The organism is Saccharothrix sp. BKS2 (genome assembly GCF_047689505.1).
Classification (GTDB): Bacteria; Actinomycetota; Actinomycetes; order Mycobacteriales; family Pseudonocardiaceae; genus Actinosynnema; species Actinosynnema lopnurensis.
Map to the genome: position 1 here is coordinate 94,152 of NZ_JAUQOL010000003.1, position 19,886 is coordinate 114,037.

Consider the following 19,886-nt stretch of genomic DNA (forward strand, 5'->3'; position numbering starts at 1 on the left):
CTCCGCCCGCCTGAAGCACCTGAGTGGCCGACGAAACGATCCATACGTCGGAGAGCTGCTTGGCCTGCGTCGCCGAGGCAAGCCGCGTCCTGCTGCTGACGGACGACACGAACCACCTGGTGGTGCGGATGCTCCAACGCCCACACGCCGTCATTGACGAGAAGTCCCTGCCCTACCTGTCCGGGCAGTCGATGCACGCCGCGCCTCGTTGCCACCGGCACCGGCACCGGCGACAATCCCTGTGGGGTGCCAGAACTCTGCACTCGAGCGTTGAACTGCGGCGATCCTGCACTCTGGGCTTCAGGGGTCGGCTTACGCCTGGACGTGCTCAGCCCCGTACAGGTGAACGTGCCCAGTTGGTGATGCGCCGACCACGAGCTCTCGTCCGTCTTCTGTGGACGTTGACGGCGTCGGGCGGCCGGGTCCTCCTCATGCCACCTTGATGACGACCTTGCCCGAGGTGTGACCGTTCTCGACGGTGGCGAGGGCGGCCGGGGCGTCGGAGAGCGGGTGGACCGCGGTGATCACGGGTGTGAGTAGTCCGTCGAGGGCCAGCCGGGCTGCCCGCTCCAGGTTCTCGCGGTCGAGGCGACGCTCGACGAAACGCCCACCGAGATCGGGCACGGACATGTCACCCACGGCGATGACGTTGCGGGGATCCCTGACCAGTGGGGCGACCGTGCGCAGCGAGGTGCCTCCGACCAGGTCGACGATCCCGTCGAAGCCGTCCGGGACCAGCTCGCGTGTCGCGGCGACGACGTCTCCGGCGGCGTAGTCGATGAACCGCACCCCGATGGCTTCGGCGTGCTCTCGCTTGGCGGTGCTCCCGGTGCCGATCACGCGCAACCCGCGCCCGACGGCCAGCCGGGCGACGGCGAGGCCGACCCCGCCCCCGACCCCGTTGACCAGGATCGTGGCACCGGCCGGGAGGCCGAGCTGGTCGAGCACGTCCACCGCGGTCGTCCCGGCCACCGGCAGCGTTGCCGCCACGGTCGGGGACAGGCCCGCCGGGATGCGCGCGGTGTTCCGCGCGGACAGCACCGTCGTCTCGGCGTAGGTGCCGCCACCGGTGAGTGCGAAGCCGAAGACCGCGTCACCCACCTCGAGCCCGTCGACGCCCTCGCCCAGGGCAAGAACGATCCCGGCTGCTTCCATGCCCAGCACGCGGGGAAACGGACGCCCGCCGTCGAGCCCGGGGACCAGACCCGAGCGCACGAGGTGGTCGAGGGGATTCACACCGGCGACGTCGACCCGGATCAGCACCTCGCCGCGACCGGGGACGGGATCGGGACGATCGAAGAACTCCTGCACCTCGGGCCCGCCGTACCTGCGGAAACCCCATGCTTGCCCCATCTTCTGCCGCCTCCTGTGTGACCGACCCGGGGGTTCCGGGCTCTGCGGCCATCCTCACCGCTCACACCGATGTGAGGGGCAACGGGCTGAGGCGCGGGTCACAGCATCAGGCCGACGGTGTCACCGGTTCCGGGGCCGTGGACAGCTCCGCCCGGTGCCGGCTGTTGGCCCCGATCAGCACGTCGAGCGCGTCCCGGGTCTCGACCAGGTGCGCGATGTCGGCGTCGATCCGGGCTCGCTCACGCGTCATCGCCGTGAACGTCTCCTCGGCGACGCCCAGGTCACCGGGGAGATCCACGCACGGCAGCACGGTCGCGATCACCCGGCTGGACATACCCGCGTCGAAGAGTTGCCGGATGAGCGACACGCGCTGAACCGCGGCATCGGAATAGTGACGCTGCCCGACGTCGGAGCGTGAGCTGGTCAGCAGGCCCTGCTCCTCGTAGTACCGCAGTGAGCGCCGACTCACGCCCGTGCGCTTGGACAGCTCGCCGATCCGCATCCCCGAAAGCCTACGGGCCGGGTGGCGGCGCCGTCGGCGGCGGTCGTGGACTCGCGGTCGGTGGGCGCGGCCGCCACCGTCGGCCGGGCGACGCGGGGATGGGACGGCGGGAAGGAGGTCGCCGGCCGCAGGCGGCACATCGTGGTGGACACCCCGGGACTGCTGGTGGCGGTGCTGGTGACCCCGGCCTCGGCGCAGGACCGGTCGGAAACGGTCACCGACGCAGCACCCGAGCACATGGCTCGGCGAGGAAGATCGAGGCGGCCAGGACGTCAGGACGTCAGGACGTCGTGACGGTCGCGACGGTCTGCCCCGAGCCGTCCGCGGCTCACCGGGCGATGGCCTCGGGGACCTGGTCGAAGGGGTGCACGGACGTCACCGGTGGGGTGATGCGTCCGGCGGCGAGCATGGCGGACAACGCGCTCACCGTGGCAGCCCGTTCGGTGTCGTCGCGGAACGCGGAGATGACGCCGGCGACGGAGTAGTCCCTCATGAGCAGGTCCTGTGCGTCGAGGCGGGCTACCTGCCCGCTCGCGAACCCCACGATGAGGACGCGTGCGCCGGAGGGTGCCAGGACGGTGGCGGCGGCGGTGTACGCCTGGTCGCCGACGGTGTCGTAGAGCACGTCGATGCCGTGCCCGCCGGTCATGTCCTCGATCTCCGCCTTCGACGAGCGATCGCGACCGGTGCGACCCGTGACCGGCGTCCCGGTCGGGGGTCGCGCCGTCACCCCTGACCGGTCAGTCGTCCCGGGCCGGGTGGAGGACCGGGTTGATCGCGGCGAGCGCGGCGGCCAACTCGCGGGCACCGCGACGCGTCCGCTCGTCGGCGTCCCGCCCCAGCACCCCGCACTCCCGCACAGCGGCGTCCCGATCGCCGGCGAACACCCCGAACACGTCGAGCACCGCGGCGTGGATCCAGTCGACGTGCCCGACGTCGGCGGCGGCGAGAGCCGAGGCCACCACGGCGAGCCCCACCACGTCCCCTCGCCTCAGCAACGCTTCCGCCGTCACCCTGGTGACGAACGTGTCCTCCGGGTCGAGCACGAGCCGCAGCAGCGTCTCCCCCGCCTCCGCCAGCTCCGCGAACCGGGCCAGGGCTCCACCCGCGTCCGCCCTGTCCCGGCAATCAGGACTGCCCGCGAGCCCGACCAGCGCCACCACCGCGGCGCGCCTTGCCTCGTCACTCATGACCGCATCCTCCCGCGACCGGAACACGGCGCACTCGGCGCGCCGACCTCGGAGGTCCCGGGCAGCTGGACGATGTTCATGTGCAGCCACAGCTCGAAGCAGCGCCGGGTAACCGCAGCACCCAGCCGGTCCGCACCGCCGGCGCCCAGGACCTGGTCACCGACCAGTTCCACGCCCAGCAGCTTCTCCCCACCTGGAACCCCGAACCGCACCGGTCGACCGCCGACACCTTGGTGGCACTGGTTGAGCGGATGGCCCGGGAGGACTCCGGCTGGGGCTACCGGCGGATCCAGGGCGGACTGCTCAAGCTCGGCCGCCGGGTAGCCGCGGCGCCCATTTGTCACGTGCTCGGGCGCCTGCGCATACCCGCCCGCGCCGGAGCGTGACACCGACACCTCCTGGCGGCGGTTCCTGCGCGCCCAAGCCGCGGGCGTTCGCGGGTGTTCGCGGCTGTCGCGCAGCAGTGCCCACAGGACGTCGACTCGTCGAAGCGCCAGGGCCAGGGCCATCAGGGCTTGGACGGGGCGTTTGCCTTCACCGCGTTCCTCTGGGACGGCTTTCGGTGAGCCTGCCGCGCAGACGGGCGGCGTCGCGCACCGGCGGCAGGCCGTAGGCGCGGCGGTACTCGCGGGTGAACTGGGTGGCGCTGGCGTAGCCGACGGCCTCGGCGGTGTGCGCGGCCGTGGTGTCGCCCGCCACCAGCAGGCGCCGTGCCTCCTGGAGCCTCAGGTGCTTCTGGAACCGCAGCGGGCTCATGCCGGTGGTGGCCTTGAAGTGCCGGTGCAGGGTGGCCGGGCTCATGTGCGCGACCGCCGCGACCTGCTCCACGGTGATGGGCTCGGTGAAGTGGGCGGCGATCCAGTCGGCTGCGGCGCGCACCCTGGTCAGGGCCGAGCCCGCGGCCGCGAACTGGCGCAGGGTCGGGCCGAGCGGGCTGCCGAGCAGGCGGTAGAGGATCTCGGCCTCCACGCGGGCGGCCAGCGGCCGGATGTCGTCGGGGGTGTCGAGCAGCCGCACCCAGCGGGTGACGGCGTCGACGAGTTCGGGGCTCATCGTGGCGGATACCTGGCCCGCGACCGGGACGGCCGGGTCCTCGCCGTCGAGTTCGAGCAGCAGGTCGGCCAGCGCGGGGCCGTCCAGGTGCAACACGACCGAGCGGTACGGCACCTCTTCGAACACGGCGGTGACCGGCAGGTCGAGCGAGTTGAGGAACATGTCGCCGCGGCGCGCCAACCGGCTGTGCTCCCCCGTGACGGTGCGCTTGACGCCCTCGGCGATGAAGCACACCATCGGCTCGTAGCGCAGCGAGAGGGGGTTGACCAGGTCGTCGAGGGCCACCACGGTGAGCCGGGGCACGGCGGTGGTGCCGGACCACAGGCCGTTGCGGTGGCGGCCCACGGCCGCCGCGAGCTGGTCGAGCACGGGCCGCTCCGAACAGGCGAGTGAGAGGATCGGGCAATCCTATGCGGTTCGCCGCCCATGCCGGCGCGCCGGGTGGGCCCTAGCGTCGAGGGCATGACACAGCAGCAGGACCCGCCCACGCGCGTGCTCGGCACACAGGGCCTGGAGGTCGGCGCGATCGGTCTCGGCACGATGGGCATGACGATGGCGTACGGCGCGGGCGACGAGGAGGGCGGCATCGCCACCATCCGCCGCGCCCACGAGCTGGGCGTCACCCTGTTCGACACCGCCGAGCTGTACGGCATGGGCACCGGCAGCAACGAGCGGCTGCTGGGCCGCGCGGTGGCCGGGTTCCGGGACGAGGTCGTGCTCGCCACGAAGTTCGGCTTCGACCTGACCGATCCGGCGAACGTGGGCGCGAAGCTCGACAGCAGGCCCGAACACATCCGAGAGGTCACCGAGAACAGCCTCCGCCACCTGGGCACCGACCACATCGACGTCCTCTACCAGCACCGGGTGGACCCGGACGTGCCCATCGAGGACGTGGCGGGCACGGTCGGCGAGCTGGTCGCCGAAGGCAAGATCCGGTTCTTCGGGCTGAGCGAGGCGGGCCCGGACGTGCTGCGGCGCGCGCACGCCGTGCACCCGGTGTCGGTGTTGCAGACCGAGTACTCGGTGTTCGAGCGCGCGGTCGAGGTCGAGGTGCTGCCGGTGGTGCGGGAGCTGGGCATCGGGTTCGTGCCGTATTCACCGCTCGGCCGCGGGTTCCTCACCTCCGCGGTGAGGCCGGCGGACGAGTACCCGGCGGACGACATGCGCAGCTGGGACGACCGGTGGCAGCCGGGCAACTACGAGCGCAACGTCGCCGCGGTCGAGGCGCTGACCGCGCTGGCGCGGGAGAAGGGCGCGACGGTGACGCAGCTCGCGCTGGCGTGGCTGCTGGCGCAGGGCGAGGACGTCGTGCCCATCCCCGGCACGCGCAGCCCGGAGAGGTTGGCCGAGAACGTGGCGGCGGCGCACGTGGTGCTGACGGCGGAGGACCAGTCGCGGGTGCTGGAGGTCCTGCCCAAGGGCGCGGCCGGCTCCCGCTACCCCGAGGCGATCATGCCGACCTGGTGATCACCCGACAGCGCACCCCGAACGGGTCCTGACCACGCCACGCGCCCCGTGCAGACGAGGACGGCGGCAGCCAGGACGAGACCGAGCTCGAGTCGACACGGGTGGCCGGCCTCCACATCGTGTGAGCGGTGATGCCGTTCTGTCGTCGCGTGGTTCGCTCCCGACCCGTCTGCTGAGGCTGCGGAGTCGGTCAGGCGGGTCGGGAGCGCACGGGGGTCAGGACGCGGTGCAGGTGAGGGCGGGGGTTCCGGCGGTGCCGGAGGCGACGAAGCCGAGGGTGCCGGAGGCCCCGGCGGCGAGGGAGCCGTTGTAGGCCGCGTTGCGGGCGCTGACGGATGTCCCGCTGGTGGTCGTGGTGGCGCCCCAGATCGAGTTGATCCGTTCCCCGTTGGTGAAGGACCAGGTGATGGTCCAGCCGGTGATGGCGGTGGGTCCGGCGGTCACGCGCACCTCGGCCTGGAAGCCGCCGGACCACTGGGAGGTGGTGCGGAAGGTGGCCGAGCAGCCCCGGGACGGGATCTCGGTGGGCGTGGTCGTCGTGCTGGTGGGAGTGGTCGTGCCGGTGGGCGTGGTCGTCGTCGTGGGCCCGCCGCCGTCGGTGAAGTTGACGTCGCTGCAGAAGTAGTAGGTCTGGTCGGCGTGGCCGGCCTGCCAGACGGTGAACAGCAGGTGGTGGCCGGTGCGGCCGGGTGCGTCGACCTCGACGGGGGTCCTGGTGCCGGTGGGGATCCTGCCGGTCTGTCCGACCAGTTCCAGGTCGGCCCACCGGGGTTTCCGGGTCTTGGGGTCGAAGCCCTGTTTGGTGGCGTAGACGCGGATGTAGTCGGCGCCGTGGGAGGAGGTGTCGTTGAGGTTGAGGGTGAACCTGTTGGGGCGGTCGGCGGCCTTCCAGTTGCCGGGCTCGTCGAAGGCGGCGTAGCGGCCGTTGAAGGTCATGCCGCCGCTGCACAGCTGCCCGTCGGGGACGGCGGCCTGGTGGTTGCCGCCGACGCCGTCGCGCAGCAGGCCGTTCCAGTTGTACATCGCGGACGGGTCGGCCTGCCACGCCTTGTGGCACAGGGGGTCTTCGGCGGCCATCTGCGGCGACGGGCCGTTGGGCCACCGCAGGTAGCAGCCGTAGTGGCGCGCGGGCGGGTCGCTGACCGCGCCGTGGGCGGAGGCCGTGCCCGCGCCGAAGGTCACCAGCAGGGTGGTCAACAGCGCCAGGCAGGCGCCGACCGCCGCCGACACCCGCCACGCGGGGCCCGCCTTCACGGTCAGGGCGCCTCGTGACCGGCCGGAGGTCGTCCCGGATGGGTTCAGCATGTACACCGCCAAATCTTCGTTGACCGACGACGGGAATCTCGGAGTTCCGGCCCGCGGCGGAACCGGTGGGGCCCGACTCACCGCCGCGCGGTCGAGGTCGTGGAGCCGTGTCGGGCCCTGTCCCGATGCGGGTCGTAGGGTTGTCGAACGGTTTGCGTCAGGACGGCGTGGAGGGTGCGGCGGCGCAGACGGCCGAGCACGGGTGCCATGCACCGCACTCCTATGGCACGCAGCCTCGCCCGCCCGCTCTGGGAGCGCTCCCAGTGGGTTTAGTTTCATCAGCGTGAACGCCCGTGGCATCCGTCTTTCGGGTGAAAATTGCGCAACTTCACCGATCGACGGGTCGTGATGTCGTGTTACCTGAGCGACACCGTCCGCGCGTGGTGCCGCAGCGCCACCGACATGTGTCCGCGACGTTCTCGACGACGTGCAGCGCACCGAAGTACCGACCGCCGTTTCCTCGCCCGTGGCGGCGGGGGTCTCGGGAGGATGAGAACGCCGCGCTGCGCAGGCGGGTCCGCGAGTTGGAGGAGGAGCGGGACATTCCGCGCAAGGCGGCGAGGTATTTCGCCGGAGAGACGCGCCGGTGGACCGCTTCCGGTTCGTCGACAACCACCGGCGCCGCCACGGCGTGAAGCGGTTGTGCCAGGTCGTCGGGATCGCCCGATTCGGTTTCCACCGCTGGAAGACGACCGCGTCGGACCAGGTCTGCCGCGCCGCGGCCGACGCCCGTCTGGCGGCCCGCATCCGCACCGTCCACCGCGACTCCGCCGGCGCCTACTGCGTCCCGCGGATCACCGCCGAACTGCGCGACGCCGGTCAACTACAAGCGCGCCGCCCGGATCATGCGCCAGGTCGGTCTGTCCGAACTGCGGCTGCACCGCGCCACCCTCGCCGATCCGGCCGCGATCAAAGCCCCGGACCTGCTCGGACGCGACTTCACCGCCGAGATCCTCAACGCCTCCTTCAACCACGAGACCCGCCAAGGCACCCGGCATCGGGGCAATGAAACGGAAGCACGGCTGACCGCCTTCGGTTGGCCGCACCGCCACAACACCCGACGACGCCACCCCCACCTCGGGCCGAAGTCCCCGATCGACCACGAGAACAGCCCCACTTCAACACCGGCTACGCTGAGTCAAGCCGCACAACCCTGCGGCCGGCATCCAGGGTGAAGGCCCGTCGGTGGGAGCTGATTGACTGGCCGGATGTTCGAAACCCCCGACGAGCTCCACAGCCTCCAAGTACTGCTCGACACGTCTCTGGCCGGCTCCGGCAGCCACCTCAAATCGATCGTCCGGCCAGGTGAGAGCACCTTGGACGCCGAGCAGGTCGTCCGGGTCTGCCAAGGCATGTGCACCCTGGCCATCGCCACGGTCACCCGGCGCGGTGAGCCACGCATCAGCGGCGCCGACGGGCACCTCCTGCATGGCCGCTGGATCTTCGGCACCCACCGCCAGGCCGCCAAGGCCCGTCATCTCGCGGCGCGGCCCGGCATCAGCGCGACCTTCATGCGCGGCGAGCAGCTCGGCATCTTCACGCACGGACACGCCGTTCCGCTGAACCCCGAGGGGAGGAGCAGCGACCCGACCTGGCCGGCGATCCGCGACTACCTCGTCAACCACTACGACGGCGACGGCGATGACCCGTTCTGGGACGAGAACGTCTGGTACCGCATCGACCCCAGCTGGATGGTCGCCTACAGCACCGACCCCGTCGGGCTGCTCGACCAACAACCATCAGCCTGAAGAGAGCGCGCGCGAGTCCACCCCAGGCCGTCACTCCGGGGCCAGTCGAGGGTGACGTCTTCACCCGGACATGCTCTCAACACGCTGAAGCACTCGTTCTACCAGCGACGACGACTTTTCGAGCAGCACAGGCTGTAGGCGTCGTCCTCGACCCACAGCCATCCAGTCGGTCAGCACATCCCGATCGCACAAGATCACCACAGCCCGCCTCCTGTCAGCATTCGGTGGCGGAGGGGTGGCGGGTGGTAAAGCTGGTAATCCGAGGGCCAGCCCGTGTCGACGTTGTGGGCTCGGGAGGCGTTGACGTTGCGCTTGGGATCGGCGTTGAGCAGTTCGTCCGGGTTGAGCTCGGGGCTGTAGCCGGGCATCGGGTGCAGCTCGACCCGCTCGGCGTTGGCCTCCAGCCAGGTGCGGACGGCCTTGCTGCGGTGGACCGGGTGCCGGTCGGCGATGACGTGCACCTTCCGGCCCGCCTGGCGGGCCACACGGTCGAGGAATGCGGTGAACACGGCGGCGGTGCAGCGGTCGGTGAACACGGTGAACCACAGCGCGCCGCGCGAGGCGACCGCGGACATGACGTTGACCCGCAGCCGTTTCCCGGTCACCCGCACGATCGGCGTTCTGCCCTTCGGCGCCCAGGACCGGCCGGGCGGGGCGGCACCCGAGCGCAGCCCGCACTGGTCCACCCAGGCGATCACCGCGCACTCGGCCTTCGCCCGTGCCTCGATCGCCGGATACTCCTCGTCCAGCCACGCGCGTGCCGCGGCGGGCTGCTCCTCATAGGCGCGGCGGGCCGGACGCTGCGGGGTGAAGCCGTGGCGGCGCAGCCACAACCCCACGCCCTGCTCGGTCATATCCACTCCCACGACCAGGCGGATCAGCTCGACCACCGCCCGGCGGGTCCACAGCGGGCCGCCGATCGGCAATTCCTCCGGCGTGTAGTCGGCCATCGCCGCGAACAGGGTGCCCCGATCCTCCGCATTGATCAGCTCGGCGGGGCCGGGACGTCCTTTGCGGGTCGCAAGTCCGTCGCGACCGCCCACCACGATCGCACCAACCAAACCGACCGCCACCAGGGCTCCGACACCCGATTCCTCAACACCACCACACCGTTCCGCCAACACCCCACCGATCCGGGGACCTCCGCCGCCACCCTGCCCCCGCTGCGGGCCCGAACTGCACGCAGTCCGGCAGGTCCTGGCTCGATCAGCATGGTCGATGTGGCCTGGCAGCCTGCTACCGGTGGTACAGGTAGGAACCCACTGCGGCTCGGAGGTAGGTGGCATCCGGAGGTGCCGGATCGGTGATCCCCTTCGTGGCCTCGCCCAGGTGACGGCGGTCGTAGCGGCGGTCGTGGCGGAAGAAGCTCAGGAACGGGGACACGACGTCGTAGAACAGCCGTTGGACCGGGGACGGTGAGGCCGGTGCCGGACCGAAGGTCAGGGTCATCCGGGGCAGGTGGTGCGCGATGGCAGCCAGCAGGTCGGTGTTGGCGGTCTCGTGCGGGCTGACCAGGTGGTAGGTGTCGACCAGGTTCACCGGTGGCCGGCTCGCGACGGCGCGCATCATGCGCACCGCGTGCTCGACCGGCAGGCAGTTTATCGTGCCGTTCGGCCGGCCCGGCAGCGGCAGCGGCAGCGACGTGCTGCCTTCGGGTGTTCCGGCGAGGTAGGTGTCGGCTGCCGTGAGCAGCGGGCTCGGGGCTACCGGGCCGTCGCCGAGGAATGGCGAGGCGATGCGGGCGAGGGTGGCGAACGTGTGGCCCGGCGCGCCGTCGGGGATGGGCTGGTCGGTCAGCAGCAGGCTCGGCCGGTACACGCTGACCGGGCGGTGGTGCCGTCGCGCCCAGGAGCGGACCAGCACCTCGGCTTCGTACTTCGACGCCTCGTAGTAGTTCTCGAAGCCCGCCGAGTCGTCCAGCTCGTCCTCGAAGACCGTGCCGTCACGCCGACCGCCCGCGACGTAGGCGGTGCTCACGTGGTGCACGCGCGGGCGCCGCGCACCGGCCGCGGCCAGGTCGAGCACGCCCTGCGTGCCCACGACGTTCTGGGCGGTGAACGGGTCGCGGGGACCGGTCAGCGCGACCAGGGCGGCGCTGTGCCACACCGTGTCGAGTGAATCGGCGAGCTTCCGGTACGTGGTCGCGTCGAGCCCGAGGTGCGGTTTGCCCACGTCGCCTTCGACCACGGTCACCAGGTCGGTGGCGCGGGCGAGGGTGGCGGTGTCGGCGCCCGCGGCGGCGAGCGCGCCCATCAGCCGGTCGCGGGACGATCGCCGTGCTTTCGGGCGCACCACGGCGGTGATCGGTTCGCCGCCGCCGAGGAGTTCGCGCAGCAGGTGGGAGCCGAGGAAGCCGGTGGCGCCGGTGATGCCGATGGTCACGGTGTGTTCTCCCGTTGGATGCGGTAGCGCGTCCACTCCTCCGGCAGCCGGACGCCCGCGAGGGTGAGTTGGTTGAGGCGGGCCAGGTGCGCGGTGCCGCGCAGGAGGTGCCGGTTGACGTCGGCGACCTGGCGGTTGGACCACTCCTCCAGGTGGGAGCCGCGTACCCAGTCGTTGAAGGCGCCCATCGCCGGACCGCACCAGATCTGGTAGTCCGCCTCGCGGTCCGGCTCCCCCGCGACCGCCCAGCGCGAGGACATCGCCAGGTACCAGCGGAACACCATCGCCATGGCGCGCTTGGGGTCGGCGGTGGCCCGGGTGACGGCCGCGGGGTCGGTGGTCATCTTGTGCTCCGCGGCCTGCCGCCACACCTCGTCCAGGCGGTGCCGGAACACCCGCTCCAGCCGAGCCCGCTCGTGCGCCGGCAGTGCGTCCAGGCCGTCGTGGCGATCGTAGAGCTGGTGCAGGCGCCGGGCCTGCACCGGGAACCGGCTGCCCGCCCGCAGGACCTGGACGGTGGTGCCCGCCTCGAACGCCACGGGCGACGGCGCGGACTCGAAGTCGGTGATCCCGGCGGCGGCGAGCATCCGCCGTGCCGCGTCGGAGGTACCCGCCTCGACGCACGACTGGTTGATCGAGCCCGTGACGACGTACGCCGCGCCCAGGGAAAAGGCGGCGAGAGCGGCGTGCGGCGTGCCGATCCCGCCGGCGGCGCCGATGCGGACCGGCTCGGCGTAGCGGTACTGCCGCTGGACCTGGTCGCGCAGCGCGGCGATCGCGGGGAGCAGCACGGAGAGCGGACGTCCGTCGGTGTGCCCGCCGGAGTCGGCTTCCACGGTGATGTCGTCGGCCAGGGGCAGCCGCTCGGCGAGCCGGGCCTCGTCGGCGGTGAGCCGGCCCTCGGCGACCAGCTCGCCCACCTGCGTCCGGTCGACCGGGCGCAGGAAGCGCAGCGCGATGTCGGGGTGCGCGACCTTGGCGACCACGCGGTTCGCGGGGACGACCGCCCCGGAGCGGTCCTGGGTGACGCCGGACAACCGGTAGTGCAGCACCTCCTTGCTGATCAGCATGTTGCCCGACACCTCCAGGCAGCGCACCCGGTGCCGGGTGAGGCAGCGGATCAGCTCGACCATGCCCCGCTCGTCACGGCCGTCGTGGATGAAGTTGACGGCGAAGGGCAGGTCTGGGATCTCCCTGGCCAGCCGCGCCACCGCGGCGTCCACGTCGCGCAGGGGCAGAGCGGCGGCCCCGTAGGAGGCGAGGAACCCGGCCCTGGCCATCGCGATGACCAGTTCGACGGAGGCGATGCCGTGCGCCATGGATCCGGCCATGAGCGGGAACCGGGTGCCGTGGTGGCGGGCGAACCGGCTGTCGCCGAGGTGTTCCGGCGGCACCGCGGGCGCGCTGGCCAGCAGGGAGAGTCCCGGTGCCGTCGGGTACCGGGTGCCGGCGCCGATGCCGCGCCCGGTCCGCACGATGAAGCAGGGCCGGTCCACCGCCTCGACCACCCGCCGGATGCCTTCCGGCTCGTGCTGGACGGCGCCGTCCGCGATGGTCGCGGTCACGCGTCACCACCCTCGAACGGCGCGAGCGACCGCGACTGGAGCAGGTGGTGGACGTCGAGCGCGGAGGCGTGCGCGCGGGCCACGGTGTCGCGCAACCGCCGCAGGTCGTCGGGCTGACCGACGCGCGGTGACGCGGCCAGCAGCGGTTCGCCGTCGAACGACAGCACCTCGTTCACCGCGAGGTCCCGACCGCCGGGCGCCACGTCGAGCTGTGGGGCATGCGCAGCATCTTCAGCCCGGTCACGCGTTGCAGGACGCGGCCGTCGGCGGTGGACGCCGTCACGTCGACCCGCACCTCCAGGCCGTCCTCCCCCGCGAACCGGACCTCGATGGCGAACGGCTCGTCGGCGGGCAGCCGGTCGGACATCCGCCAGTTCTCGACGCCGACCGGCAGGCACACCGAGTCGTGCCGCTTGACGACGAACAACCCGGCCGCCTGCACGAGCTGGTCGGCCGGCACCGTGCTGTGCAGGCGGCCCGCGAAGGCTCCCGTCGCCAGGTCGGTGTCGGCCACCGCGCACTCCAGGACCATCCCGGAGTCGTCCTCGGCCAGCACTCGGCGCAACCCGCGCAGGGTGGGGCCGCAGAACAGCACGTCGAAGAAGTCCGGGGGCGCGGTCGGCGGCGCGGCCAGCTCCTCGTGCCAGGCACGGCCGTGCTCGTGGTCGTGTGACATGCGCCTGCCGGTCGCGAAGGTGCCGGCGTACCGGGGGGTGTGGCGGTTGTCCGGGCCCGCGCTGGTGATGGTCACGCGCAGCGCCTCGCCTTCGGCGGGCCGCACTTCCGCGGTGAAGGTGGACCGCTCGTCGCCGTCGAAGACCAGCCCCTTGTGCACGGCGAAGTCGCGGCACTCCACGACGTGCTCGCCGGGTCGGAGGTGTTCGAGCACGTTGACGCACCAGCCCATCGCACCGGTCAGCGGCAGCACCGGGTACTCGTCGATGGTGTGGTCGCGCAGCACCGGCTCGGCCAGGAGGTGGTCGAGCCGGCGCACGACCCGGAGCCCGGCCGCGGGCAGCGGCGCCGAGGGCGCGGGCAGCGTGATCGGCGTGGAGATCACGACCACCGGGGACTCCGCGCCGCGTTCGGCGAACACCTCCTCGACGAACCGGGCCGAGCCCGCCTCCTTGCTCATCACCCGCGTGCCGGCCATCTCCAGGCCGGCCCGCAGCGTCTCGGTGATCATGCCGCCGCGCCAGGGACCCCAGTTGATCGCGACCACCCGGCACCGGGGGTGCGCCGCCTGCCAGTCCTGGGCGAACCGGTTGGTCGCGCCGTTGGCGACGGCGTAGGCGGCCTGCCCCGTGTTGCCGATCAGCCCCACGACCGAGGCGAACAGCACCAGGTGCCGCAGCCGTGACGGGTCCAGCGCGCCGAGGACGTTGTGCAGGCCCGCGACCTTGGCGTCGAAGACCCGTTCCACGTCCGCGAGGCTCTTGCCCCGCAGGGGGCCGTCGTTGAGCTCCGCCGCGCCGTGCACGAGAGCGGTGACGCGGCCGGCGTGCGGCGTGAGCGCGGCGGTGACGGCGTCGCGGTCGGTGACGTCGACCGCGAGGTACTCCGCGGTGGCGCCCGCCTCGGCCAGTGCGACGAGGGTGGCCTCGACCTCGCGCCGGGCTCGCAGGACGGCCACCTGCGCTTCGAACCTCGCGGGTGGCATCACCTTGCCGGAGCTTCGCAGGTGGTCCAGCAGGGCGGCGGCCAGGCCGTCGGTCGTGATGCCGGTCGCCCACGCGGGTTCGTCCTCCCGGTTGGTCCGGCCGAGCAGCACGAAGTGGCACGGCGCCCGCCGGGCCAGCGCGACCACGCACGAGGACGTGATGCCGCGTGCGCCACCGGTCACCACGACCACGTCGTCCCGGTCGAACGCCACGTGCGGCGCCGGGGTCGACGGGACCGGGACCAGCCGGGCCACCCGGCGGTCGACGCCGTCGAGGAAGACCTCGTTCACGTCCGCGGCCGCGTCGTCCAACTCCCGCAGCGCCGCCTCGGCGGTGCGCTCGGCGGGCAGCTCCGCCGTCAGCACCACCGACCGGCAGAACAGTTGCGGCGCCTCGTGCGCGAGGGACTTGGCCAGTCCACCGAGAGCCGAGGTGGGCGCGCCGCGGCCCCGGCTGACCGTGAGGAACGCGGCCCGCGCGCCGGTCGCCGCGGTGGCGCACAGCGGGTCCAGCAGCCGCTTGGCGGTCAACAGGGCGTGCGCGTGGCAGCGGACCACGTCGGGTCCGGTGTCCTCGGTCGACGAGTCCGGCACGACCACGAGGTCGACGCGCCCTGCCGCGGCGAGCACGGCGTCCAGTGCGGCGGCCAGGGAGTCCTCGGACCAGTCCGCGAGCGGCAGCGCGTGCACGCGCCACCCGCGGGCCGTGAGCCCGGCGGCCAGGGCCCGGGTCAGCTCCGCTCCGTCGTCCACGAGCACCGCCCGCGGATCGGGGTGGTAGGCGCCGTCGACGACGTCCATCCGGGGCAGCGGGACCAGCCGGACACCGGAGCGCACCACGTCGGCGTCGTCGGCGTCGTCCTCCCCGAACAGCTGCCCCCGCAGGCCGACGAGGAGTTCGACGGTGTCGTTGAGCGTGCGGATCTCGACGAACTGCTGGATGCCCATGCCGTCCAGGCTGCGCACCGGGTACCGCTTCCACAGCTCGCTGAGGATCTCCGCGCGCTTGAGCGAGTCGATGCCCAGGTCGGATTGGAGGTCGAGGTCCGGTTCGAGCATGTCGACGTGGTAGCCGGTCTTGTCCGCCACGATCCGGAGCAGGGTCTCCCTCAGCTCGTCCGGGTCGACGTCTTCGATCGACAGCGGCGGGGCTTGCGCCGGGGTGGGGACGGGACGCGGTGCGGGGGCGGGCGGGGTGACAGGGTGGTCCGGCGCCTCGCGCGGTGGTTCGGGAAGGGGTGGCGCGACAGGCAGCGGGCTCGGCGTCGGCACCGGACCGGGCACGGTCCCCTCGGGGCCGAGGAGCCTGCTCAGCACCTCGTTCGCCCGGACGTGGGCCTCCCCCATCGCGATGCTGTGCTGGGCGACGGCGGCGACCCCGGCCGCCAGGTCGGGCCGTTCGGCGTGCCGGACCAGCTGGTCGGCCACCTGCAACTGGCCGTCGAGGTAGCGCTGGTGCAGCGCGACGTGCTCGGCCGCGACGCGCGCCCACTCGTCGTGGACCCGGCCGTCGCAGGGCCGGTCATCGTGGGACCGGCCATCGTGCGCGGGTGTCGGTTCGGCGGCCGGCAGTGGTCGTGGCGGCGCGGCCGGGCTGTCCAGCAGGTCGTTCTGCGCCTGTCGCCGCTCGTCGGACAGGTACCAGGTCCCGCGCAGCACCACCGAGGCGGCCGACGGCGGCTTGGCGGGCGCGGCCTTCGGCGAGTGCCTGTTGATCCCGCGCACCGGCAGCCCGAGCACCGCGAGGCGCAAGGCGGCCAGCTTGAGCTGCACGTCGTCGCGGCCGAGACCGCCATCGGTGTGCACGGCGACGAGGTCGTCCACGTCGAGGGTCCGCCTGACGAGGTGGGTGAGGACCTGTTTCGGCCCGAACTCGACGAAGACCCGGAACCCCTCCCGGTAGAGCTGCCGGACCCGGCCCGCGAAGTCGACGGGACGGCGGATCTGCTCCACCAGCAGCCGCCGGTTCGCCTCGGTGTCGACGCCGTACTCCGCGCCGGCGACGTTGCTGTAGACGGGCGTGACCGGAGGGACGAAGTCCACCTGTGCGACGGCGTCGGAGAACACCGGCACGGCGTGGTCCACGTACGGGGTGTGGAACGCGCACGCCACCGGCAGCCGCACCGCGACGACGCCCGCGGCGCCGCACGCCCTGGCGAACCGCTCGACCGCGGCCGTCGCGCCGCCCACCACGACCTGGTCGGGGGCGTTGTGGTTGCAGATCAGCAGTTCGGGTTCGGCGCGGATCATCTCCTCGACGGTCGCGGCCGCGGCCGTCACCGCGACCATCGCGCCCGGGTCGGCGGTGGCGGGCTCGGGTGGCCGCATCGCCGAGCCCCGGGCGCGGGCGAGCCGGTGGAAGTCGTCGTCGCCCAGCGATCCCGCCGCCCACAGGGCGGTCAGCTCACCGAAGCTGTGCCCGAGCAGGCCGTCCGGGCGCAGGCCGCAGTCGCGCAGGAACCGGTACTGCCCGGCGGACAGCGCGCCGATCGCCGGCTGGGCGTGCTCGGTGCGGCGCAGGACGGCCTCGGCGTCAGCCTGCCACGACGGCGGGAAGACCACGTCCGCCAGACCCGGCGTGAACCGGCCGGCGGTGTCGAACGCCTGTCGCACCGGGGGCGTGCCCAGGACCTGCCAGAGCCCCATGCCCGCGTACTGGCTGCCCTGGCCGGCGAACAGCGCGGCGACCTTGGGCCGGCCGGGCAGCGCGCCGCGCCGGTAGTGCACACCGCGCGGGTGGTTCCACTCCTGCTCGTCGGCGCGCGCGTCGAGCAGGTCGAGGGTCAACGCCCGCAGTTCGTCGAAGTCACGGGCGTCGGCGGCGACGAACCCCACCCGCGCGTGGGTTCCGGGCACCGGCTCGGTGTCGTCCCACTCCTCCCCGCCGGCGACCTCGGAGCGGAGCAGGGCCGGGTCGGCGCACGACCACAGGTGCGCCGTCGCGCCCCGGTGGCCGGTGGTCGGCGGTGGTTCGCCGTGCTCTTCCAGCACGACGTGGAAGTTGGTGCCGCCGAACCCGAACGCGGAGACGCCCGCCCTGCGGGGACCGCGCTCCGGGTCCTCGGCCCACGGCCGCGTGGTGGTGTTGAGGTAGCACGGGGCGCCGTCGCGGGTGAGCGACTCGGTGGGGGTGTCGATGTTGATCGTGGGCGGCAGCACCTCGTGGTGCAGGGCCAGCGCGGCTTTGATCAGCCCTGCCGCGCCCGCCGCGCCCTTCAGGTGTCCGATCTGGGACTTCACCGTGCCCAGCGCCGCCCGGCGGGGCTCGGCGCCTGCCTCGGTGAGCACCGTGTCGAGCGCTTGCAGCTCCACCTCGTCGCCGACGGGGGTGCCGGTGCCGTGCGCCTCGAACAGACCGACCGTGGCGGGTGAGCAGTCCGCGTCGGCGTAGGCGCGGCGCAGGGTGGTCGCCTGCCCGTCGTGCTTGGGCGCGTAGATGCTGGTGGCGCCGCCGTCGCTGGCCGAGCCGATGCCGCGGATGACCGCGTAGACCCGGTCGCCGTGGGCCACCGCGTCGTCGAGCCGCTTCAGCGCCAGCATCCCGACGCCCTCGCCGATCAGGGTGCCGTCGGCGCGGGTGTCGAACGGGCGGACCGCCTCGCTGCGCGACAGGGCGGGCGTGCGGGAGAAGCTGACGAACGAGGTGATCGAGTTGTCGGCGTCGCAGCCACCGGTGACCACCAGGTCGGCCCGGTGCTCGACCAGTTCGGTGACCGCCATCCGCACGGCGGCCAGCGAGCTGGCGCAGGCCGCGTCCACCGTGCAGTTCATCCCGCCCAGGTTCATCCGGTTGGCGATGCGGCCCGCGATGACGTTGCCGAGCATCCCGGGGAACGAGTCCTCCGACCACGGCAGGTAGAAGTCCCGGAACCGCTCGGTGATCTCGGCGCTGCGCTGTTCGTCCACACCGGACTGCCGCAGCGCGGCCCGCAGGACCGGCAGGTGCAGGCGGGGCACCAGCATCTGCGCGATCGACGGTGCTCCCGAGTAGCCGAGCACGACGCCGGTCCGCGCCGGGTCGAACCAGTCGCGGTCGCACCCCGCGTCGCGCAGGACGTCGCGGGCGACCAGCAGGCTGATCAGCTGCACGACCCCGGTCGACTCGATCGTCGCCGGCGGCATGCCGAACTCGACCGGGTCGAACCGCAGGCTCGGCAGGAAACCGCCGCGCCGGCAGTAGGTCTTGTCCTCGACGTCGGGGTCCGGGTCGTAGTGGTCGGCGGCGCGCCAGTGGGTCTCCGGCACCTCGGTGATGCAGTCGACGCCCTTGGTGACGTTGGTCCAGAACTCCTGGACGTCGCGTGCGCCGGGGAAGACCCCCGCCATCCCGACGATGGCGACCGGGTGGTCGGCGAGTGCGGCACGAACGTGGGTCATCGGTCTCTTCCGTGAGGTGGCGGGAGCGCGGGCAGCGAGGCGAGCTCGCCCAGCGAGTGGATCCACAACTTGCACAGCACGTCGGGTCGGGGGAGGCCCGCGTCGGCGGTGACGTGCAGGGACACCCGGTCCCCGTAGGCGCCGAGCACGACCCCGAACGGGCGGGCGTGGGGCAGGAACCCGATCGGCGACGCCTCGGTGATCAGGTTGCCGAGATGGCTGACCCGGTGGCCCAGCGACGCGACGTTGCTGGCGACCAGGTCGATGTGCCAGCGCCGGTAGGTGCACCAGAACAGCGCCCTCACCACCGGGCCGGGCAGCACGTCGACGCCGGCGCGCATCACCTCGGCACGCCTGCGCTGCCCCGCGGTGTTCGCGCCGCCCGCGACCAGGGCGAGCCGTCGGCGCGGGTCCGGCTCGTCGCACGGCAGGGGCACCCGCAGGTTGACCGCCCGGTTGCCGAGCCCGTCGTCGGTGCCGGCCGTCCTGGTGTCGACCGGAACCAGGGCCCAGACCGTGCGCGGCCCCGAACGCCACGGTGTGTGCGGCCACTGCCGCAGCGCGCCGGCCAGGGCGGCGAGGTAGACCTCGGTGCCGGTGACCCCGTGCTGCCGGGCGATCGAGTGCAATCGGTCGACGCCGGTCTCCGCCCAGGCCAGCCGGCGGGTGCCGGTGAGACCCCGGCTGGTGAAGGCCCGCCCGGCCGGCGGTGCGAACCCGCGCAGGTAGCGCGCCGTCCCGGTGACCACCTCCCGCCACGCGCGCAGCCGCGCCCACCGCACCGGCGCGGCCTCGGCGGGCACGGGGACGCGCAGGTCCGAGCCGAGCAGCCGGGTGCCCAGCTCGACCATGCCCACACCGTCTGCCAGGGCGTGGTGCACCCGGAACAGGGCCGCCTCCCCGCCGGCGGCGTCGCGGAGGACGACGAGCTGCCACAGCGGCCGGTCCAGCGGCAGCCTGCCGGCCATGACCTCCTCGACGGCGGCGCGCATCCCGTCGGGCGCGTCCGACCTCACCTCGCGCACGTGGTGCCGGAGGTCGGGGTCAGCCGTGGCCCACCGCATCGGCAGCCACCTGCGGCGCGGCCGGTGCGGCACGAGGCGGAGGTCGGGCACCGCGTCGAGGCGGGCGGCGACCAGCGCCCGCCAGTCCTCGACCGACCTGCCGAGCGGTTCGGCGAAGCGCAGCAGGACACCGATCTCGGTGCCGTCCTTGCCCACCGGCCGGTCGCAGTCCAGGTAGGCGTTGTCGAGCGGCCGGAGGCGGCGGTGCGCCGTCACGCCC

At 72.8% G+C, this 19,886-nt stretch carries 17 protein-coding genes; 5 read left to right on the forward strand and 12 right to left on the reverse strand.

What is annotated here, in order from left to right:
- Nucleotides 1-429: 429 nt before the first annotated feature.
- Together Q5530_RS06265 and Q5530_RS06270 are read right to left on the reverse strand one after the other, a co-directional pair.
- Nucleotides 430-1,353, reverse strand: a complete 924-nt coding sequence (locus Q5530_RS06265; RefSeq protein ID WP_415361246.1) for an NADP-dependent oxidoreductase — start codon at nucleotides 1,351-1,353, stop codon at nucleotides 430-432.
- A 106-nt stretch (nucleotides 1,354-1,459) separates the two neighbouring features.
- Nucleotides 1,460-1,855 (reverse strand): MerR family transcriptional regulator, encoded by a 396-nt coding sequence (locus Q5530_RS06270; protein ID WP_415361247.1) that lies wholly within the window; start codon nucleotides 1,853-1,855, stop codon nucleotides 1,460-1,462.
- A 21-nt stretch (nucleotides 1,856-1,876) separates the two neighbouring features.
- Here Q5530_RS06270 and Q5530_RS06275 point away from each other — a divergent pair, with 21 nt between their 5' ends.
- Nucleotides 1,877-2,149, forward strand: coding sequence for a transposase (locus tag Q5530_RS06275; RefSeq protein ID WP_415361248.1), 273 nt, complete (start codon nucleotides 1,877-1,879; stop codon nucleotides 2,147-2,149).
- A 34-nt stretch (nucleotides 2,150-2,183) separates the two neighbouring features.
- Here the strand turns inward: Q5530_RS06275 and Q5530_RS06280 are convergent, their stop codons facing one another.
- Together Q5530_RS06280 and Q5530_RS06285 are read right to left on the reverse strand one after the other, a co-directional pair.
- A complete protein-coding gene (locus Q5530_RS06280; protein WP_415361249.1) occupies nucleotides 2,184-2,585 on the reverse strand; it encodes a zinc-binding dehydrogenase in 402 nt (133 codons plus the stop codon).
- 10 nt (nucleotides 2,586-2,595) lie between these two features.
- On the reverse strand, nucleotides 2,596-3,045 hold the full coding sequence (locus tag Q5530_RS06285; RefSeq protein WP_415361250.1) for a hypothetical protein: 450 nt from the start codon (nucleotides 3,043-3,045) through the stop codon (nucleotides 2,596-2,598).
- Between the two features lie 80 nt (nucleotides 3,046-3,125).
- Here Q5530_RS06285 and Q5530_RS06290 point away from each other — a divergent pair, with 80 nt between their 5' ends.
- Complete coding sequence (locus tag Q5530_RS06290; protein ID WP_415361251.1) at nucleotides 3,126-3,431, forward strand: hypothetical protein; 306 nt, start codon at nucleotides 3,126-3,128, stop codon at nucleotides 3,429-3,431.
- A 148-nt stretch (nucleotides 3,432-3,579) separates the two neighbouring features.
- Here Q5530_RS06290 and Q5530_RS06295 read toward each other — a convergent pair whose 3' ends face one another.
- Nucleotides 3,580-4,467, reverse strand: a complete 888-nt coding sequence (locus Q5530_RS06295; RefSeq protein ID WP_415361252.1) for an AraC family transcriptional regulator N-terminal domain-containing protein — start codon at nucleotides 4,465-4,467, stop codon at nucleotides 3,580-3,582.
- A 93-nt stretch (nucleotides 4,468-4,560) separates the two neighbouring features.
- Here Q5530_RS06295 and Q5530_RS06300 point away from each other — a divergent pair, with 93 nt between their 5' ends.
- Nucleotides 4,561-5,565, forward strand: a complete 1,005-nt coding sequence (locus Q5530_RS06300) for an aldo/keto reductase (RefSeq protein ID WP_415361254.1) — start codon at nucleotides 4,561-4,563, stop codon at nucleotides 5,563-5,565.
- 216 nt (nucleotides 5,566-5,781) lie between these two features.
- Here the strand turns inward: Q5530_RS06300 and Q5530_RS06305 are convergent, their stop codons facing one another.
- Nucleotides 5,782-6,870, reverse strand: a complete 1,089-nt coding sequence (locus Q5530_RS06305) for a lytic polysaccharide monooxygenase (protein ID WP_415361255.1) — start codon at nucleotides 6,868-6,870, stop codon at nucleotides 5,782-5,784.
- Nucleotides 6,871-7,715: 845 nt separating this feature from the next.
- Between Q5530_RS06305 and Q5530_RS06310 the strand changes: the two genes are divergently transcribed.
- Entirely contained in the window at nucleotides 7,716-8,045 is a 330-nt protein-coding gene (locus Q5530_RS06310; protein ID WP_415361256.1) for a hypothetical protein, read from the forward strand.
- A 33-nt stretch (nucleotides 8,046-8,078) separates the two neighbouring features.
- The gene (locus Q5530_RS06315) at nucleotides 8,079-8,618 is read left to right on the forward strand and encodes a pyridoxamine 5'-phosphate oxidase family protein (RefSeq protein WP_415361257.1); all 540 of its coding nucleotides are present in this window, start codon (nucleotides 8,079-8,081) and stop codon (nucleotides 8,616-8,618) included.
- A 194-nt stretch (nucleotides 8,619-8,812) separates the two neighbouring features.
- Here the strand turns inward: Q5530_RS06315 and Q5530_RS06320 are convergent, their stop codons facing one another.
- From Q5530_RS06320 to Q5530_RS06345, 6 genes are all read right to left on the reverse strand, one after another.
- Nucleotides 8,813-9,691, reverse strand: a complete 879-nt coding sequence (locus Q5530_RS06320; RefSeq protein ID WP_415361258.1) for an IS630 family transposase — start codon at nucleotides 9,689-9,691, stop codon at nucleotides 8,813-8,815.
- Nucleotides 9,692-9,854: 163 nt separating this feature from the next.
- Complete coding sequence (locus Q5530_RS06325; protein WP_415361259.1) at nucleotides 9,855-11,000, reverse strand: SDR family oxidoreductase; 1,146 nt, start codon at nucleotides 10,998-11,000, stop codon at nucleotides 9,855-9,857.
- Nucleotides 10,997-12,565, reverse strand: a complete 1,569-nt coding sequence (locus Q5530_RS06330) for a PfaD family polyunsaturated fatty acid/polyketide biosynthesis protein (protein WP_415361260.1) — start codon at nucleotides 12,563-12,565, stop codon at nucleotides 10,997-10,999. Before Q5530_RS06330 ends, Q5530_RS06325 begins: the two co-directional genes overlap by 4 nt.
- Entirely contained in the window at nucleotides 12,562-12,741 is a 180-nt protein-coding gene (locus Q5530_RS06335; RefSeq protein WP_415361261.1) for a hypothetical protein, read from the reverse strand. Before Q5530_RS06335 ends, Q5530_RS06330 begins: the two co-directional genes overlap by 4 nt.
- The gene (locus Q5530_RS06340; RefSeq protein ID WP_415361262.1) at nucleotides 12,738-18,602 is read right to left on the reverse strand and encodes an SDR family NAD(P)-dependent oxidoreductase; all 5,865 of its coding nucleotides are present in this window, start codon (nucleotides 18,600-18,602) and stop codon (nucleotides 12,738-12,740) included. Before Q5530_RS06340 ends, Q5530_RS06335 begins: the two co-directional genes overlap by 4 nt.
- A complete protein-coding gene (locus tag Q5530_RS06345) occupies nucleotides 18,599-19,882 on the reverse strand; it encodes a wax ester/triacylglycerol synthase domain-containing protein (protein ID WP_415361263.1) in 1,284 nt (427 codons plus the stop codon). The genes Q5530_RS06340 and Q5530_RS06345 overlap by 4 nt, the downstream gene beginning before the upstream one ends.
- Nucleotides 19,883-19,886 lie beyond the last annotated feature (4 nt).

Excerpts from the sequence above, each read along its gene's own strand:
- Q5530_RS06285 (WP_415361250.1), bottom strand. The coding sequence starts at position 3,045 with ATGAGTGACGAGGCAAGGCGCGCCGCGGTGGTGGCGCTGGTCGGGCTC.
- Q5530_RS06340 (WP_415361262.1), bottom strand. The coding sequence starts at position 18,602 with ATGACCCACGTTCGTGCCGCACTCGCCGACCACCCGGTCGCCATCGTC.
- Q5530_RS06310 (WP_415361256.1), top strand. The coding sequence starts at position 7,716 with ATGCGCCAGGTCGGTCTGTCCGAACTGCGGCTGCACCGCGCCACCCTC.
- Q5530_RS06305 (WP_415361255.1), bottom strand. The coding sequence starts at position 6,870 with ATGCTGAACCCATCCGGGACGACCTCCGGCCGGTCACGAGGCGCCCTG.
- Q5530_RS06315 (WP_415361257.1), top strand. The coding sequence starts at position 8,079 with ATGTTCGAAACCCCCGACGAGCTCCACAGCCTCCAAGTACTGCTCGAC.
- Q5530_RS06300 (WP_415361254.1), top strand. The coding sequence starts at position 4,561 with ATGACACAGCAGCAGGACCCGCCCACGCGCGTGCTCGGCACACAGGGC.
- Q5530_RS06265 (WP_415361246.1), bottom strand. The coding sequence starts at position 1,353 with ATGGGGCAAGCATGGGGTTTCCGCAGGTACGGCGGGCCCGAGGTGCAG.
- Q5530_RS06270 (WP_415361247.1), bottom strand. The coding sequence starts at position 1,855 with ATGCGGATCGGCGAGCTGTCCAAGCGCACGGGCGTGAGTCGGCGCTCA.